Raw genomic sequence first — 17264 nt, 5'->3', positions numbered from 1 at the left:
GCCTGTTCTGTAAAAAGAGGCCTGAAACAGACATTGGTTACTCGGTTAAGATGCGTACCTAAAAACTGAATTGCTCTCTGCAAAGGTGCTTTGTGCTTGTGACTTGAATTCCTGCCTGATTGGTGGTAGTGCTGGTAACTGTAGAGCACTCCTTATGGTCATTGCTGTGTTCTATAAACACAAAAGCAGAAGCAGCGAAAAGAAATATTCCCACGACCGAAAAAAGTACTGGCTTCTTTTTCATCATCTGGCGCCTTACATGCATGGAACATACTGTTTCTAGGCCAATATGAGAAAAAGAAGCCAGAAATCAGCTTATTTGTTACCGCTATACGTGATGCGGTAAATGGCATCGTTCATGTCATCAGAAACCAGCAGAGAACCATCTGGCATCACCTCCACGTCTACCGGGCGGCCCCACTCCTTGCCGTCCTGCAGCCAACCCGCCGCGAAAGGCACAAAGCTGCCTTTGCCCTGGGCATCGGTGCGGTAGAGGCTCAGGCGGTAACCTATTTTCTCAGTGCGGTTCCAGGAGCCGTGCTCGGCAATGAAGATCTGGTTTTTGTAGTTCTCGGGGAACATATTGCCGGTGTAGAACTCCATGCCCAAGGTACCGCCGTGCGGATTCAGCTTCTGCACGGGCGCGGTGTAGTCTGCGCAGTTCTTCCCTTTACCAAACTCAGGGTCCAGGGTCTCACCGGCGTGGCAGAACGGATACCCGAAGTGCATGCCTTTCTTAGGCGCGCGGTTCAGTTCATCTGGCGGCATGTTGTCGCCCATGAGGTCACGGCCGTTGTCGGTGAACCAGAGTTCCTTGGTGGTAGGGTGCCAGTCAAAGCCCACGGTGTTGCGCACGCCGCTGGCGAAAACCTCCAAGCCCGAGCCGTCTGGGTTCATGCGGTTGATGGCGGCGTACACCGGTTCTTTTCTAAGGCAGATGTTGCAGGGCGCGCCCACCGGAACGTACAGTTTGTCATCGGGCCCGAAGGCGATGTATTTCCAGCCGTGGTGCTCCTCAGTAGGGAATTTGTCATAGACCACCGCCGGTTTGGGCGGGTTCTTCAGGTTCTGGGCGATGTTGTCATAGCGCGTAATGCGGCTGATCTCGGCCACAAACAAGGAGCCGTTGCGCAGGGCCACGCCGTTGGGCATGTTCAAGCCGCTGGCAATGGTGATCACCTCATCGGCTTTGCCGTCTTTGTTGCGGTCTGGCAAGGCGTACACGCTGCCTTTGTCACGGGAACCCACGTAGAGCGTTCCGTCCGGGCCCAGGGCCATGGAGCGGGCATTCACCACATTACGGGCGAAGTAGCTGATCTGGAAGCCGTCTGGCAAGGAGATTTTGGCCAGGTCTGCATCAGTGGCGGGCTGTTCCGTCACGTTCTCAGAGGCGGTGTCCTGAGCGGCGGTAGAGGTTCTCTCGCCTTCTTCCTGGGCATCGGGCTTGCCCGAGTTGGAAGAGCATCCCAGTTGGCAGAGAACCACCAGTAAACAAGTACCCCACTTCAGGATAGTGCTTTGTTTCATAGTTTTTAGAGCAGGTTTGCAGAGCAAGCGGTAATACCCGAATACTCCAATTAAAAAATTAAACTTAAATGGTATATAGTTTTACAATATTAATGAATTTCAATATTGTAAAAAATTAATATACACGGGATAGCGCAAGATTTAAGCATACTCCTAGATTTACAAAACAGTATTTCACCAATAAAGCTACTATTGATTACCCCTAAGTAAATCTTAAAATTACAATATTTCCCTAGTGCATATCCTTAAATTAAAAATCCTCCTTAAAGTCTTGGGTCACGCTTGCTTTTTCCAGTTGATGATCCTTTCTTTTTACTTCCATGAGTTCCTGGGCCCCTTTTTAAACACCTTGTGGGGCGTCATTTTTCTTGCCCGGGCAACCAGAAGCGTGATACAGTTAAGACACTTCATGTACTCCTGAAAAGCCGACTCCAGCCCTTAGTGAAAGAATAGTTTCATTTCTTTCTCCTTATTATCCGGTGCAGGCCCAATGGACTTTGCCAAGCTGTTTCCACGTTATTTTCCTGATTTCAGGCCCAAAACGGATAGGCAGATCCCATTGGCTCACCTAAGGGAAAAACACCTCTAGGGCGTATACGCAAAGAAACTCAGTTGGCTGTCTTTGAACGGTGATTCCTGAGCCAGGTGGCCACGGTGTAAAGCAGGTTGGTATGGCCGGTCTGCAGTACCACCAGGTTATGCCGCTTAAGGGCATTCAGGAACACCTGCAGCCTTTTATGGGAGATAATCTGGTCATACTTACCCAGGAAGACGTTCACCTCAATGTTGCTTTGGTTCAGGAGCCGCACAATCTTGCGCGTGTCAAAGGTGAGATTGCTGAAACCCGTCCAGCTGCGGTACACGCGCAGCCGTTTCTGGGGCGAGTCCATCTGCCAGTTGGCGAACTTGACCAGGCCGGAGTCTACCCACCGTTTCTGCTCCAGCCAACTCAAGGTCTGGAAAAACCGGGTGGGCCGCAGCACGATGCGTTTGAACAGGCCTTGCATCCAGCCGGGGTACGTGGCCAGACTGTAAAGCAGGTGCGTTTTGATGCCATCTGGGGCAATGAGGTAGAGTTCCTGCATGCGGTCATGAAACTTCTCCAGCACCGTAAGCGCGAATTTACCACCCATGCTGAACGCCATCACCGAGAAACGGCCAATGTCCTCCTTCTCCAGCAAGGCTTGGATAAATGCCTGCAGCTTTTTCTTGGAGAGCGGCTGGTCTGCCTTGCTCAGGGTACTCTGCCCATGGAAGAACAGGTCAATGGCGTACACCCGGTACTCGGGCTGCAGGGTGCGGGCCATGGTATCATAGTAATGCCCCTCCTGGCCGTAGCCATGGAACGCCAGTAGCGCCCTCGGCCCGTTACCCATGATGCGGTAATGCAGATTAGATGATTTTATTCTGATGGACGGCACAAAAAAAGCGGTTGTCTGTGGTTTATAATTTGCAGAAAGATCAGCCGGGAAAGGCGACTCTAAGAAACAGGCTCCTACCCAATCTCTGCTAACTTTACTTTTACTCACTCAGGCCAGCTGGGTTGTTAAAGATTTACCGCTCAAAGCTGCAAATCCGTTCGCAGAACGTTTCATCACCAACCTAAACCGAAGGTCGCTCCCTCGAAAACGATAGGACCCAAAAAGTTTTGATTTTCCAGCATCTGGTAAGGTACACAAAAGCAGACAGCATGAGGAATTAATTTCACCGGGGCATCCCCTGGGAAGAGCGCTTACCTTTTCTTCTGATAGCTGAATCTATATATAGCGGTTTTCCGCCCTTTTTAGACCAACATTCGTAAAAAAGAGCAGAACCAACCACCATAACCATATGAAAGCCAAACTCTTACTATTCACTTTACTCACCGCCGGCCTCTCGCTATTTTCCTTACAGGCATCGGCGCAAAGCACCCAGCAAGACTCTATGCGGCAGAAAGCCCTGGATGACAAAAGGCGCCTGAACGAGTTATCAGAGATAAGGAAGGAAACCAAGGCCGAAGCCAAAATAGCCAAGGCCCGGGCCAAAGAGGCTAGCCGGCTAGAGAAAGACGCCGCCAATGCTGCCAAGGAAGCCAAACAAGCCGCCAAAATGGAACGCAAGGCCCAGCGCAACAGGATGAAGGCCGATAAGCAAGCCAGAAAAGCGGAGAAAGCCCTGGAGAAAACCAACGACTAATAACCCTTCGTCTCTGGTCTTTGGCTTTGGTATTCTGCCATATTACCTATACTTCCGGATGCAACTAAGGAGTATAGAAAACCTACAGAATTGCCCTACGAAGATAGCTGAGCATAAAACTGTTTTAGGACTGCTTTTCTGAAAAAGGGCTAAAAACGATTTGTTGAAAAGAAAATCAAAGGCATCAAAGACTTGCCGGTTAGTACAGCTCAAACACAAGCTCCACCAGGTCTCCTTTGATTTTCTTTTCACCAGCTTCTAAATCAATATGAAAAATCAACTTCAACTCTCTTTCTGAAATAGAGGAAATCTTAAACCAATAATGATTCACAGAAGCCAACCTGATCTCCTCCCCTACAACTTCATACTTAGTTGCCTGGGGTATATCGTTCTTCTCCGTAGTGAACAAAAGAAGACCGGGCTCTGTAAAGTCCAGAAGGGAATATGTAGGTATAGAAATAAATGCCCTGGTAAGTTGCGGTAACCTGATAAGCTCTTTGTATCTCCAGAGCTTATGCAATGAAACTTCTTTTGAGTCAGCCTGCTCTTTGCTTTTCAGCTTAGATGCTTCCAACTGCTTTTGCTTCCTTATATCTTCATCGGTGAGCTTAACCGGTTTCCGCCACTCCTGATAACCGTACCTATCGTCTCCCCTGATGGGAGCATCCAATTCTATATAAGAGCTGAACAAGGCGCTGTACACGGTTCCGGTTAGACTCTTATTCTTTTGATACACCTCTGTAACAAGCCCGTCTATCTCTATCATATTGATGTGATAAGGAACAAACTTATATCCTTCAAACCAGTTGCTAATCTTTTCCTGAAGTAGCAAAAAGGCTTCCTTGTATTCAAAAACGGGGGATACTGTTACAGCATGCGATCGGGAAAACCTTTGCCACCTAGGCTCCTGATCTTCAGTGAACATTCTATCCGGGGCTAAAGAAATTTCTGTTGAGTCCAAACCAAAAATGGTGTAAAACGGACCTAGCAAACAAATGGAAAAGTGCAGCTCTTTTGTCCATTTTAAATCCTCTATTCCCTTCTGTTCAAGCAACAGGCTCCCCTGAAAACAAGGATCAGAAAGGAAATGGTTGGTTTTGATTTTCTTACTGACTTCTTTCTGCAGGTATTTTTTAAACTCTCTCCATTTTGCTGAATAATGGCTGCGCGTATAAACACCTTTGTGGATGGTATCATACCTCAACATAGATTCTGAGCTATCATCCTGATAATCCTCTGCATCATGGATTGCTCCTAAAGGGTAATACTTCTTTATAGCCTCATATAGGGGCTTGAAATCATATGTTTCATCATTATCCCAGAAACGCCTTTTCATAAGCAGTACTCACCAGAGCTTTAAACAGGAGAAAACAATCTAAACAAAAATGCGGCTCACTACCATTATAGAGAGCCGCATTCATAAAAAAACTAGAAGAAGGTTTTCACTTTTCTAGTCCTGTTCTGCTTAGAGCATACCAGACTTATTCTCAACAGTGGTCACCCGGCTGCTTCTACCCGCCACGTCAAAGGCGGCCAGTTTTATGGTTCCTTTTTCAGTAACAGGTCCGGAATACACTTTACTTTGCGCGTTTGGCTCTGCTCCATCTGTGGTGTACCTGATGATGAGGCCAGGCATCTGCACGTTGGCCAGTACTTTGCCGTCCTGCACTGTGGCGCCCACCGTAGGAATCCGGTAACCGAATCCGCCGGCGTAGTAATTGAGGCGGGGCAGTTCCCGTTTGCCCAGCACGTTCACAAACTGGGACCAGGCCTGCACATAGGCCGCTTTGCTCTGACTTGACTCAGGGTTGGCAGCCCAGGCAGGATCAGGGGCCCAGGCTCTTTCCGCTAAGCCCAGCACTTTGGGCAGGAGCATGTACTCCAGACGGTCCGGTGAGGTGAGGGTCTCGCTCCATAAAGGGGCCTGCAGCCCTACAATGTTGGCGCGGGCCGCGGGCTTGAGTTGCTCTTTGCCCGCGAAAGCAGCGCTAGAGGTGAGCGGCTTGTTATCCTCGTTCACCCGTATGCTCTTCATGTAATCAAAGGGATTGAAATAGAAGGGTTTGTCCACATCCAGGAACCCGCCCCAGTACAGACCCTTTTCATCGTATTCTTTCTGGTATGCCAGGTCCAGGTAGAAGTGCGTCACGTTGGTGAGCACCACTTTGTAGCCGGCGTTGGCCATGCGGTACGGCAGATCCAGGTTGGCGCCCACGTTGTTCCAGACATCCACGTGGAAATTCTTTTTCACAAACGTGGGGTTGGCTACGTAAGACAGACGGCCGTTGGTTCTCACCTTGCTTAACCCTATTTCCTCCCAGCCAGACAGGTACAGATTCCGTTTCTCCAGCATCTTGCTCACCTTCCCGAAGAAGTAGTACCACAGGTCATCCACGTTCTTCACCTCGGGGTTCTGGGTCATCAGTTTCTGCACTTCCGGTGATTTCTCCCACACGCCATTGGGCACCTCGTCGCCCCCGAAGTGGATGGTCTGGATGGGCGCGCCAGCTTCTTTGTACATGGCCAGCAGCTCATCCGTCACTTTCTCCAGGAAGTTGTAGGTAGACGGCAGGGCCACGTTGATGACGTTGTCGTTGAAGTACTGCACTGAGCGATACTCCGATTTATCGTTCAAATCACGGAGCAGGTACTTTTGGGCCTCGGTGGTTTTGCCTTCTTTCATCAGCCGCTCGTAGCGGGCATCCATGGATTTGATGGCGGCACGCGCGTGGCCGGGCGTCTCCACCTCGGGGATTACTTTGATGTGCCTTTCGCGGGCGTATTTCAGAATCTGGATGAAATCTGCGCGGGTGTAAAAGCCGCTACCGCTGGATTTGTCTACCTCGGGACCAGAGCCATAAGCGGGCATAAGGAAGTTTTTCTCGCTAGGGTCATGGCCCCGGCGACCGCCCACCTGCGTCAACTCAGGCAAACCCGGAATCTCTAGACGCCAGCCTTCGTCATCGTTCAGGTGAAAGTGGAACACGTTCAATTTATACAGGGCCATCAGGTCCAGCACCTTCAAAACAGCTTCTTTCTTATGGAAATTACGCGCCACGTCCAGCATGACTGCGCGATGCCCGAACCTCGGCTCATCTTTCACCTGCACCCCGGGGACCAGAACCGAGGTCTGTGTCTGGGCCAATGCCGAGGCCGGTAACAGGGTCTTCAGAGACTGCGTGCCGTAGAAAGCGCCCGCGGACGTAGTGGCCGAGATCAGGATTTCCTGCGGCGTCACTACCAGTTCATAGGCTTCCTTCCCCAACCCTGCCTTCTTCTTCAGGCGGATGGCTTTGCCCGTGCCGGAGGCTATTACCTCAGGCTTCTGCCCGAAGATGGTGCCCAGGTGAGCAGCCAGCAAAGCGGCCTCGTTCTGGAAAGCCCCGTCCGCTACCACCGGCACCGCCGAGGTCAGAGCAAAGGCTTGGTCTGTTTCTTTGTACTGCGCCGGCGTAGGGAAAATCTTAGGGAGTTGCTCGGCAGGAATATCTTTGATGCTGCTGTTCTGGGTGTAGATGTCTTTGGGCTCAATCCAACCCACCATGTTCTTGGCGGGTTTCAGAACCTGGGCATTGGTGATAGAGTAACCTTTGGTAGGCTCTTTGTCCCACACCAAATAAAAGCCCCGAGGCGCTCGGGACTCGTTCACAATCTGGCCGGCCGCCACAAACTCAAATTTCTGCGTCTCGCCCGGTTTCAGTTCCTTGAATTTGCCCGTGGGCACCATGCGCAGCAGATCCCCGTTGATGGATTCTACCTTCAAAGGCGCATCAGTGGCTTTAGGCGTGAAAGACGGCGAGCAGTGGAAGTAGATACTCCACCCCGAAGCCGGCAGAGCCACAGACCCGCTGTTCTTAAAAGTGAGCACCGACAGCGTCTGGTTTTTACCCAAATGCTTCTCCTCCAACACTTCCCAGGTAAGGCTCAGGGGCTGTTGTTGCGTGTCTACCGCTGGGGTAGTCTTTACCTGGGGTTGGGCAGGAGACGTTTGTCCGCAGGAGCAAATGGAAATCAGGCTCAGTAAACCAACAAGAAGATGTTTCATCAGGGGATATGTTTTTGATTCACACGACAATAGGCAAACCCGGGGCAAAAGTAATTTCACCAGATTCTGCTTTTCCAGAATTTGCGCCTCTAAAGATATCATTACCTCCCGACTTTCCCTCTTTCTTCTGACAGAAGGTTAAATTTATGGGCTGCTCCGGTGTTTTTAGGCCATTTTTAGAAAAGAAGCGGCAAAAACAGTTATAAAAAGATTGCAACTGCTCCTCAAGGGGAAAATCTGCCCGTGGTACCAGTATACTTGAAGCACACATTAAGCTAATAAGCCCTAAAATAAAGAACCCGCTTCAAGCCTGTTTTTAAGAAAACAGGCTTGAAGCGGGTTCTTTGATTTCTGTTTTAAGCCTTCTTCCTCAAAAACGGCCCTTAAACTGAAGTAAAAATCAGACAGACTACTGAGCCGCAGGCTAGAGCTTGGAAACTCCACCGGATACCACAAACTTCATGACTTCGCTGCTTGGGATTTCCAGGTAGGTGACGTTCTCGCGGGCCACCAGGAACAGTTCGCCGGAGAAGTTGTAGGAGTGCGGGAAATAGACGGCTACTTTCTCGGGCAGGTTCACGGCGTCCATGGAAAGCTGCGTCACGAAACCCAGTTTGTAGGTATCATTGTACTGCGTCATCTTTACCAGCACCGGTTGGTTGAATTTCTGGTTCTCGCCCACAAACGCATCAAAAAGGTCTTTGAGCGATGAGTAGATCATGTTCACCAGTGGCAGGCGGCTCATGATGCGCTCGGTGAGCACAAAGAAAGGCTTCACCAGGAAATGAGAACCTATAAACCCTACTATCGTCACCAATATGATGATGAGCGTCAGGCCCACGCCTGGGTATTTCATGTAGAACAGATCATCCAGCCAATTGATGGTGGCCACAATAATGTAGATGGTCAGAGAGATAGGAGCTACAATCAGAAAACCATTCAGAAAATAGCGTAAGAATTTTTTCATAAACAGAAGGATAGTAAAAAAGCCCCGTCACCGGGGCTTTCAAATATACTGAGTCTCTAATATTTTGTTCTAAGAATTATACCGCCACCGGGTGCTGCGCTTGAATGGCATCTGCCACCTGCTGCATGAGCCACATAGGCGTGGAAGTAGCCCCGCAGATACCCACGGAGTTAGCGTCTTTAAACCAGTCCATGTCCAGTTCCTCGGCGTTCTCCACGAAATAGCTTCTGGGGTTCACCCGCTGGCACACAGCGTACAGCGCCTTGCCATTAGAGCTTTTCTTGCCGCTCACAAATACCACCACATCATGGTTCTGCGCGAATTTGTCCAATTGCGGCTCACGGTTAGACACTTGGCGGCAGATGCTGTCATTGGCATCCAGGTCAATCACCTCTACCCCGTTGGCCCGTACCGCCGCCACGCGCTCCTCAATGAGCTCTTTCATGCGATAGAAGCCTTTGGTGCTTTTGGTAGTCTGGCTGAAAAGCGTGATAGGACGCGTGTAGTCCAGCTTATCCAGGTCTTCCTCGGTGGTGATCACGATGGCCTCGTTGCCGGTCTGGCCGGCCAAGCCGATCACCTCGGCGTGTCCCTGTTGCCCGTACAGCACAATCTGGCCGTTGTGGGCTTTGACTGAGTCATAGGCGTGCTTCACACGGTTCTGCAGTTTGAGCACCACCGGGCAGGAGGCGTCAATGAGCTCCAGGTTGTTGCGCAAAGCGGTCTGGTAAGTCTCCGGCGGCTCGCCATGCGCCCTGATCAAGACTTTGCAGTCATGCAGTTGCTCCAGCTGCTCGCGGTCAATGATGCGCAGTCCTTTGTTATACAAACGCTGTACCTCCATGCTGTTGTGCACAATGTCACCCAGGCAGTACAGCTCAGATACTTCTTCCAATTCATCCTCGGCCATCTGGATGGCGAACTCTACCCCAAAACAGTAGCCCGAATTCTTATCTATGGTTACGTTCATACACAAAGGTAACAAACTGTTTACTGGGCAAGTTCTTTCTGCAGCAGCGCCGAAGCGACTAAATCCAGCACGAAGTCAACCTGCTCATCTATGGTAATATAGGAAGTATCCAGCAAATGTGCATCCTCGGCGCGTCTCAGGGGGCTCTCGGCGCGGGTAGAGTCAATGTGGTCACGTTTCTTCAGGTTCTCCACAATCTCGTCAAACGGCACCATCTGCTTTTTCTCAAACAACTCCTGCTGGCGGCGGCGGGCTCTGATCTCCACATCGGCGGTCATGAAAACCTTCACCTCGGCATCGGGGAAAACAGCGGTTCCAATGTCACGGCCGTCCATCACCACGCCACGGCGCTTGCCCATTTTCTTCTGCTCGGCCACCATGGCATGGCGCACGGCCGGCAATACGCTCACCTCACTCACCTTGTCTGAGATGTACATTTTCCGGATCTCGTCCTCTACGTTGAGGCCGTTGAGGAAAACCTCGTTGCGGCCCGATTTGGCGTTGCGGTGGAAAGTTACTTCGATGTTGTCTAACGCTTCCTGCACCTTCTTGGGGTTGGTGAGGTCTACGTAATGCTCTAAAAAGTAAAGGGTAACGGCCCGATACATGGCGCCGGTGTCTATGTAAGCGTAGCCTAGTTCTTTTGCCACTTGCTTGGCGGTAGTGCTTTTACCGCACGAAGAGTGCCCGTCCAGGGCTACTACAATCTTCTTCATACCAGTGCCTTAGGTGAATAAATTAGCAATCTTTGGTGGGGCAGGGTATGCCTTTGCCCGAGCGCTGGTGGCGCTGGTAGCTTTTGGTTTTCTTGCTCAAGGACGAGGACTTGCGCGTACAGGCGGGACTCACCGCACCCAGCAGCAAGCACCACACTAACCCAAGGGAAAAAATCTTTCTCAAAACCATTAACTTTGACTGCAAAGATAAACGTATTCTGCCGGAACCGCTACGGGTTTTTACGTACCCTATCATTTCCGGCCTACTTTTCTCAAAACTCCTTGAAAACTTACCATGGCTACACCCAGATTCTACAAAATGAGTGGCAATATCATTGACGTCCTTCAGAAGGAAATCTACCAGGGAACCCTGGAGATCATGGATGGTCAGATTGCCCGCATTATACGGGAAGCCGTCACAGAAACGCACTATCTCCTACCCGGGTTCATAGACGCGCACGTGCACGTGGAAAGCTCCATGCTGGTGCCCTCAGAGTTCGCGCGCCTGGCGGTGCCGCACGGCACGGTAGCCACGGTCTCTGACCCGCACGAGATCGGGAACGTTCTGGGCCTCAAAGGCGTGGAGTACATGCTGGAGAACGGAAAAAAAGTGCCTTTTAAATTCTTTTTCGGGGCACCGTCCTGCGTGCCGGCCACGCCTTTTGAGACGGCTGGCGCCGAGATAACGCCCGAGGACATTGAGGAATTGTTCCAGCGGCCCGAGGTCAAGTACCTGGCCGAAATGATGAACTGGCCCGGCGTCCTGAACGGGGATGACCTGGTGATGCAGAAGATCACGCTGGCGCAGAAGTTTGATAAGCAGGTAGACGGCCACGCGCCTGGCCTACGCGGCGAAGAGGCCCAAGCCTACGCCGCCGCCGGCATGACCACCGACCACGAGTGCTTCACCGCTGAGGAAGCCCTGGATAAAATCGCCGCCGGCATGAAAATCCTCATCCGGGAAGGCAGCGCTGCCAAGAACTTCAATGCGCTCATTGAACTCCTCTCCCAGCACCCGGACCAGATTATGTTCTGCTCCGATGACAAGCACCCCGACAACCTGGTAGAAGGCCATATCAACGAGCTGGTGAAACGTGCCTTGGTCCTAGACCATGATTTGTTCCACGTGCTACAGGCCGCCTGCGTGAACCCGGTACAACATTACAAACTGGAAGTTGGCCTGCTGCAGGAAAAAGACCCCGCAGATTTTATCGTGATTGATAATCCAAAGGATTTCAACGTGCTCCGGACCTACATCAACGGGCAACTGGTGGCGGAGAACGGCCAGAGCAAGATCGCGTTCACCCCCAGCGAGGTCATCAATAACTTCCACGCCGAGCCTAAAACCGTGGACCAGTTCCTCTTCCCGGCCGGCGAGGCCGTGAAGATCAGGGTGATTGAGCCTTACAACGGCCAACTAGTAACCGGCATGCTGTTTCTGGACCCAAAAATCGAAAACGGCCACATTGTGAGCGACCTGGCCCAGGATGTCTTGAAGATGACCGTGGTGAACCGTTACCAGAACACCGCGCCGGCCCTGGCCTTTATTAAGAACTTCGGGTTGACGCGCGGGGCCATTGCGTCCAGCGTAGGCCATGACTCGCACAACATCATTGCCGTGGGCGTGGACGATGAGAGCCTGTGCCGCGCCGTGAACCTGCTCATTGAAGCCAAAGGCGGCATCTCGGCGGTAGACGGAGAAAGAGAAGAGGTGCTGCCGTTGCCGGTAGCCGGCATCATGTCGCCGGAAGATGGTTACTGGGTGGCCCAGCAGTACGCCAAACTGGACCGCACCGCAAAGGAACTGGGCAGCACCCTCACCTCGCCGTTCATGACACTCTCTTTTATGGCCCTTTTGGTGATTCCGTCCCTGAAACTCAGCGACAAAGGCTTGTTCGATGGCCTGCATTTCCAGTTCGTAAACGTGACCAGCGCTACCCTGGAGGGAGAATAAACAGTTGTATGTTTCTGCCTGTTTTAAGCCTGTTTTTGAGATTTCAGCCTAAAAACAGACGGACTCTGCCTGCTATGAACAGGTAAAAGGCGCATTATCCAGCTGCTTGCCGCCTATTCAGCGCACGCTGGCAAAATTATTGCTTCTGGCTTGGTAACTATTCTTCCGGCCGGACGGTAAGCAATGGCAGGGCCCTTTTATGGAGCCCCAAAAACTACACTTCGGCGGAAAGGGTATTGCTCCTCTTTCTCATACCTTGACATCTAGTAAAAGCGCGGCTTGTTAACAGAAATTCTCCTTTTTGCGGTAGGGATTGTGGTCAGCACCTTCGGGACGTTGGTGGGCTTTGGGGGTGGGGTGTTCATGGTGCCTATCCTCATCATGTTCTTCCAGTTTCCCATTGAACTGGCTATAGGCACGGCCATGACGGCGCTGCTGCCGGCGGCCTTGGTGTCTTCCATCTTCAATTTCCGGGAGAAAAGCATTGACTACGTGGTAGCCTCGCTCCTGCAGTTCCCGGCCATGGTGGGGACACTCATAGGCGCTTTTCTGGTGGCCTACATGCCCGTGCTGCAGATGCAGATCCTGTTCGCGCTGTTTGTGCTGGCGGTGGGTATTTATATGCTCATCACGTATAAACAGGAGAAAAAACGCAAGCAGGGCATGATGTATCGCCTTAACCGCATGCCCACCTCTTTCATCCGGAAGAACCACCCCAGGCACCTGGCTTATAGGTTGAACGGCAGCCTCATGGCTTTCTTCGGGTTGTGTTCCGGCGTCATTGCCGGGCTCTTCGGGGTTGGCGGGGGCTTTTTGCAGACGCCTATCATGATCAGGGTGTTCAAGATTCCGTCGCAGATTGCCATCTCTACGTCTTTGTTCATCCTGGTGGTCACCAGCCTTTCAGGTATTTCCTCGCACTACTGGCTAGGGCATATTGACTGGACCAAGAGCATGCCGCTCATGCTGGCCTTCGCGATTGGGGCGCTGCTGGGGAAAACCCTCAAAGGCCAGCAATTCCCTCCTACCCAGCAATTTTCTGAGAAACTTATAGGAGTGGGCCTCATGCTGGCGGGCATCAGCGTTATGGTGCACATTTTCCTGAAATACCAGTTCTAGGTTTCCGCCCAGCGGGTATGAAACAACAAAGCGTTTCAGAGGCGTTTATTAGAAAACACCCCTGAAACGCTCCGCAGATATCAAACTCCGGATTCTCTAGCTATCAGCGAAAGTTGCCTCACATTATTTGTTTACGCGCCGGTTTCAGGGAAATAGGTATCCAGGAGGTGCTGTACTTTCTGGGCCGTCAAGGGCTTGGTAAGGTAGGCGATGTTCTGGGCGGCGGCGCGCTCGGTGTCCTGGCTGTGCTCTGAGGTGGAAAGCAGGGCCAGCACCATGTCTTGACGAAAACCGGGGTCCAGTTGCTCAAACATGCCCAGGAACTCAAAGCCGTTCATCACGGGCATGTTGATGTCCAGCAGGATGAGCGAGGGCTTAAAGTAATCCGCTGAGGCGGTGTCAACGCTCCCTTCGCTTAACTGGTGGAGGTAATCCCAGGCGTGTTTGCCATTGCGGAACTCCTTGATTTTGTCTGTAATCTGCATCCGGCTCAGCAAACGCTGGTTCAGGAAGTTGTTTGTATCATCGTCATCGACGAGCATGATGCCCTTCAGTTTCTTCATATCCTTGGTGCGGTCTATTGTTCATGGTTCACAAAATACAGCTGGAAGGTGGTTCCTTCGCCCAACACGCTGTCCACCTCCACTTTGCCGCGGTTGTTGTCCATGATGCGTTTAATAATATACAATCCTACGCCGCTGCCCTCCACGTGGTCATGGAACCGGCGGAACAATGAGAATAAATGCTGGCCGTACTGGCTTAAGTCCATGCCCATGCCGTTGTCCTGCACTGTTAAAACCAGGTAGTGGTCCTGGTGCCGGGTGGACAGGGTAATTTGCAGCGGCCGCAGGGCATCGCGGAATTTAATGGCGTTGGAGATAAGGTTCGTGAGCAGGCTGAGGAGGTTGTCACGGGAAAAGTACACCTCGGGCGCGGCGGAGAAATCGGTGTGCAGGTTCGCTTCCGCGATGCTAAGGGGCTCTGCCAGCCTTTCCCTCACCAGCTCCAGCACCTGCGTAAAAGAAACCATACTCAGTTCCTCCTCCTTCACCGGCCGCTGGATACGGCTCACCTCTGTGATGTTGTACAGTTTGCGGTGGATGCTGGAAACGGAATCGTCCAAGCGCGCGAAAAGCTGGTTGAACTCGGGGTTATCCGGCGGCAACTCCTCCTTTAGGGCTTCTACCAGGCCGGTGATGTTGAGTACCGGGGCACGGAGGTCACGGGAGGCATAGTAGACAAAATCATCCAGATCAGCGTTTTTCTTGACCAGCTCGTAATTTTTGGAGATAAGCTGCTTCTCGGCGCGTTTGCGGTTCTCCACCTCACGCTCCAGCTCGCGGGTGGCGGTGATGGCCCGGGCACTGCGCTCCTGCACCCGCTGCTCTAAGTCCTGCTGCACCTGGCGCAGGGCCGCCTGGCTTCGTTCGCGCTCGGCTATCTGCTCCCTGAGCTCGTCATTGGCCTTCTGCAACTGCTCTGGGCTGGGAATGGCCAAAAGCCCCGGCACGGCCTTGATCAGCAAACCGGTGGCTACCAAGGCAATCACGCCAAATACCAGCCTTAGCACCAGAAACAAGCCTCCGTCATTGCCATCGCCCCAGAAGTTGAGAGAGTGCAAAGCCCCGCCCATTAAAGCAGTGACGCCGAAGAGCGTCAGCACTACCTTCCGTTCCTGGTTTTTTTGCCGGATTGCCAGGTAGAAAAGCGTGCCTGCTACCAGAACGTAGGCTGTTACCACCATCAAATCCCCTACCAACACCAGACCATCGGGCCCAGGGGTGCCTGCAGGAGAACTTACCGCATTATTTGGGGAAATCTGAAGGAGGACCACAGGTTAGGTTTTGAAAGTTCAATGTGCTTAAAACGGGTGCTACCGCCACAAAGTTGCTGGCAGAAATTCGGCCTTGATCCACAGCTAGTTGACGGCAACTTCTATAAACAGAACGGCCACCAAGATGAAAGCTTGGTGGCCGTTCTAAGCCCGTTTCTAAAAAAACAGGCTTAAAAGCAAAGATTTAGTCAAGGTAGCCTTGTTCCCGCATCCAATCATCGTTGTAGATTTTGGCCAGGTAACGGGTACCATGGTCTGGTAAAATCACCACCATGGTATCGTTCTCGGTGAGGTGCTGGCGGGCGTACTCAAGGGCGCCGTGCACTGCAGATCCGCAGGACCAGCCCACAAACAGACCTTCTTCTTTGGCCAGGCGGCGGGTCATGAGGGCCCCGTCTTTATCGGTTACTTTGATGAACCTGTCAATCAGGTCAAAATTCACGTTTTTGGGCAGGATGTCTTCGCCAATACCCTCTGTGGCGTACGGGTAGATCTCTTCTTCGTCAAAGACGCCGGTCTCTTTGTATTTCTGAAACACTGAGCCGTAGGTGTCAATGCCTATCACTTTGATGTCTGGGTTCTGCTCTTTGAGGTACTTGGAGATACCGCAGATGGTACCGCCGGTGCCTACGCCGCAAGCGAACGTGGTGATTTTACCCTCAGTCTGTTTCCAGATCTCGGGGCCGCTGGTGTCATAGTGGGCGGCGGTGTTGGAGAGGTTATCGTACTGGTTGGGGTAGAACGAGTTGGGGATCTCCTGGTTCAGGCGCTTGGCCACAGAATAGTAAGAGTCTGGGTGCTCGGGAGCCACGTTGGTAGGGCAAACCACCACCTCGGCGCCTACTGCCTTCAAAATATTGATCTTCTCCTGGCTCTGCTTGTCAGACATGGTGAAGATGCATTTATAGCCTTTGGCGATGGCGGCCAGGGCCAGGCCCATGCCGGTATTGCCCGAGGTTCCTTCAATGATGGTACCGCCCGGCTTGAGGATGCCCGCTTTCTCGGCGTCTTCTACCATGCGAAGGGCCATACGGTCTTTCACGGAGTTGCCCGGGTTGAAATACTCTACTTTTGCCAGCACAGTGGCTTTCACTCCGTCTGTGACGCTGTTCAGCTTCACCAGTGGCGTGTTACCAATGGCCTCTATAACATTATTGAAATACATACCTTGTCTCTTGGTGGTTTGACTCTTGGAATCAGGCACAAAGGTAACCAAATTTTTAAGACCTACCGGGCTCAGGCCAGGAGTCTGTTACCAGCGCGGTTCATAGAAAGTGGTGGTGTCCCGGAAGAGGCGGTTATAACGCAGGCGGGCCTGCCGCAGCGAATCCTGCCGCATCATGAGGCGCTCGGCCTGCTTCTGGCGCTCGCGTTCCTCCATGAGTTTGGCCACGCGCGAGCGCTGCCTTCCTTCTTTGGAGAACTGCTCATACAGGAAACTCAGGGGGCTGGTAATGAGGTCTGCCGGGGCAGGCGGCCCGGGCGGGATGATGATGCGCGGCACGGTTACGTTCATCCGGGGTTTGGGCGGCGCGGGGCGCGGTTTCATGTTCCTGAGTACCCGGTCTACCTTTTCCGGCGACAAAGGCGATACCCGCACCTCTTTCAACTGCACACTCTCTTGCTGCAGCAGGATGTTCACCCGCAGCTCTGTGACGCTGCGCAGCGAGGGCACGTATATTTTCTCCCGGAAGCCAAGCGCCCGGAAAACAAGCGTGTCAGCAGAGGAGATTTTGATCCGGAAGGCGCCCTGCTCATTGGTGGCCTGTCCCTGGCCGGTGGCTTTGAGGTACACAGATGCCCCCGCGATGGGCGCTTTGGTGTCTTCCCGCAATACCTGCCCGCTTACCCAGATGCTGTGCCCTGCCGTGGTCTGGGCCGAGGCTCTCTGCAGGCCAGCCAAGCTTAACATCAAAAGAAATAAAAAGCAAAAATGCTTACTCATAGAACACAGAAG

14 protein-coding genes and 1 pseudogene are annotated in these 17264 nt (G+C 52.3%); 3 read left to right on the top strand and 12 right to left on the bottom strand.

What is annotated here, in order from left to right:
• Positions 1-315: 315 nt before the first annotated feature.
• Together J3P35_RS05920 and J3P35_RS05915 are read right to left on the bottom strand one after the other, a co-directional pair.
• Positions 316-1527, bottom strand: a complete 1212-nt coding sequence (locus J3P35_RS05920) for a PQQ-dependent sugar dehydrogenase (protein WP_210463419.1) — start codon at positions 1525-1527, stop codon at positions 316-318.
• 608 nt (positions 1528-2135) lie between these two features.
• The gene (locus J3P35_RS05915) at positions 2136-2948 is read right to left on the bottom strand and encodes an alpha/beta hydrolase (RefSeq protein WP_210463418.1); all 813 of its coding nucleotides are present in this window, start codon (positions 2946-2948) and stop codon (positions 2136-2138) included.
• A gap of 409 nt (positions 2949-3357) precedes the next feature.
• Between J3P35_RS05915 and J3P35_RS05910 the strand changes: the two genes are divergently transcribed.
• Positions 3358-3702, top strand: a complete 345-nt coding sequence (locus tag J3P35_RS05910; RefSeq protein WP_210463417.1) for a hypothetical protein — start codon at positions 3358-3360, stop codon at positions 3700-3702.
• Positions 3703-3901: 199 nt separating this feature from the next.
• On the opposite strand, the gene J3P35_RS05905 is transcribed toward J3P35_RS05910, so the two are convergent.
• The 6 genes from J3P35_RS05905 to J3P35_RS05880 form a co-directional block, all read right to left on the bottom strand.
• Positions 3902-5038, bottom strand: coding sequence for a hypothetical protein (locus J3P35_RS05905; protein WP_210463416.1), 1137 nt, complete (start codon positions 5036-5038; stop codon positions 3902-3904).
• Positions 5039-5167: 129 nt separating this feature from the next.
• Entirely contained in the window at positions 5168-7747 is a 2580-nt protein-coding gene (locus J3P35_RS05900) for a family 20 glycosylhydrolase (protein WP_210463415.1), read from the bottom strand.
• Between the two features lie 424 nt (positions 7748-8171).
• Positions 8172-8714, bottom strand: coding sequence for a DUF502 domain-containing protein (locus J3P35_RS05895; protein ID WP_210463414.1), 543 nt, complete (start codon positions 8712-8714; stop codon positions 8172-8174).
• A gap of 76 nt (positions 8715-8790) precedes the next feature.
• A complete protein-coding gene (locus J3P35_RS05890) occupies positions 8791-9684 on the bottom strand; it encodes a 4-hydroxy-3-methylbut-2-enyl diphosphate reductase (RefSeq protein ID WP_210463413.1) in 894 nt (297 codons plus the stop codon).
• Between the two features lie 20 nt (positions 9685-9704).
• Positions 9705-10400 (bottom strand): (d)CMP kinase, encoded by a 696-nt coding sequence (gene cmk / locus J3P35_RS05885; protein WP_210463412.1) that lies wholly within the window; start codon positions 10398-10400, stop codon positions 9705-9707.
• A 22-nt stretch (positions 10401-10422) separates the two neighbouring features.
• A complete protein-coding gene (locus J3P35_RS05880) occupies positions 10423-10584 on the bottom strand; it encodes a hypothetical protein (protein ID WP_210463411.1) in 162 nt (53 codons plus the stop codon).
• Positions 10585-10695: 111 nt separating this feature from the next.
• Here J3P35_RS05880 and ade point away from each other — a divergent pair, with 111 nt between their 5' ends.
• Both ade and J3P35_RS05870 read left to right on the top strand, forming a co-directional pair.
• Entirely contained in the window at positions 10696-12354 is a 1659-nt protein-coding gene (gene ade / locus J3P35_RS05875; protein ID WP_210463410.1) for an adenine deaminase, read from the top strand.
• Between the two features lie 279 nt (positions 12355-12633).
• Positions 12634-13473: a sulfite exporter TauE/SafE family protein gene (locus J3P35_RS05870; protein ID WP_210463409.1), complete on the top strand. Its 840-nt coding sequence runs from the start codon at positions 12634-12636 to the stop codon at positions 13471-13473.
• A 131-nt stretch (positions 13474-13604) separates the two neighbouring features.
• Here the strand turns inward: J3P35_RS05870 and J3P35_RS05865 are convergent, their stop codons facing one another.
• The 4 genes and pseudogenes from J3P35_RS05865 to J3P35_RS05850 all read right to left on the bottom strand — a co-directional run bounded on the left by J3P35_RS05865 (position 13605) and on the right by J3P35_RS05850 (position 17210).
• A complete protein-coding gene (locus J3P35_RS05865) occupies positions 13605-14036 on the bottom strand; it encodes a response regulator (protein WP_210463408.1) in 432 nt (143 codons plus the stop codon).
• 14 nt (positions 14037-14050) lie between these two features.
• Positions 14051-15307 carry a sensor histidine kinase gene (locus J3P35_RS22160; RefSeq protein ID WP_210463407.1) on the bottom strand — a complete coding sequence of 419 codons (1257 nt, stop codon included), beginning with the start codon at positions 15305-15307 and terminating at the stop codon, positions 14051-14053.
• Positions 15308-15494: 187 nt separating this feature from the next.
• Positions 15495-16472 (bottom strand): annotated as a pseudogene (locus J3P35_RS05855) (PLP-dependent cysteine synthase family protein); the annotation flags it as partial.
• An 87-nt stretch (positions 16473-16559) separates the two neighbouring features.
• Positions 16560-17210: a carboxypeptidase-like regulatory domain-containing protein gene (locus J3P35_RS05850; protein ID WP_210463405.1), complete on the bottom strand. Its 651-nt coding sequence runs from the start codon at positions 17208-17210 to the stop codon at positions 16560-16562.
• Positions 17211-17264: the final 54 nt, after the last annotated feature.

It is taken from the genome of Rufibacter roseolus, assembly GCF_017916365.1.
Lineage (GTDB): Bacteria > Bacteroidota > Bacteroidia > Cytophagales > Hymenobacteraceae > Nibribacter > Nibribacter roseolus.
Note: the sequence above shows the minus strand (reverse complement) of the source record. Positions and strands in the feature narration are given on the sequence as shown.

Excerpts from the sequence above, each read along its gene's own strand:
- J3P35_RS05920 (WP_210463419.1), bottom strand. The coding sequence starts at position 1,527 with ATGAAACAAAGCACTATCCTGAAGTGGGGTACTTGTTTACTGGTGGTT.
- J3P35_RS05910 (WP_210463417.1), top strand. The coding sequence starts at position 3,358 with ATGAAAGCCAAACTCTTACTATTCACTTTACTCACCGCCGGCCTCTCG.
- J3P35_RS05905 (WP_210463416.1), bottom strand. The coding sequence starts at position 5,038 with ATGAAAAGGCGTTTCTGGGATAATGATGAAACATATGATTTCAAGCCC.
- J3P35_RS05900 (WP_210463415.1), bottom strand. The coding sequence starts at position 7,747 with ATGAAACATCTTCTTGTTGGTTTACTGAGCCTGATTTCCATTTGCTCC.
- J3P35_RS05895 (WP_210463414.1), bottom strand. The coding sequence starts at position 8,714 with ATGAAAAAATTCTTACGCTATTTTCTGAATGGTTTTCTGATTGTAGCT.
- J3P35_RS05890 (WP_210463413.1), bottom strand. The coding sequence starts at position 9,684 with ATGAACGTAACCATAGATAAGAATTCGGGCTACTGTTTTGGGGTAGAG.
- cmk (WP_210463412.1), bottom strand. The coding sequence starts at position 10,400 with ATGAAGAAGATTGTAGTAGCCCTGGACGGGCACTCTTCGTGCGGTAAA.
- ade (WP_210463410.1), top strand. The coding sequence starts at position 10,696 with ATGGCTACACCCAGATTCTACAAAATGAGTGGCAATATCATTGACGTC.
- J3P35_RS05865 (WP_210463408.1), bottom strand. The coding sequence starts at position 14,036 with ATGAAGAAACTGAAGGGCATCATGCTCGTCGATGACGATGATACAAAC.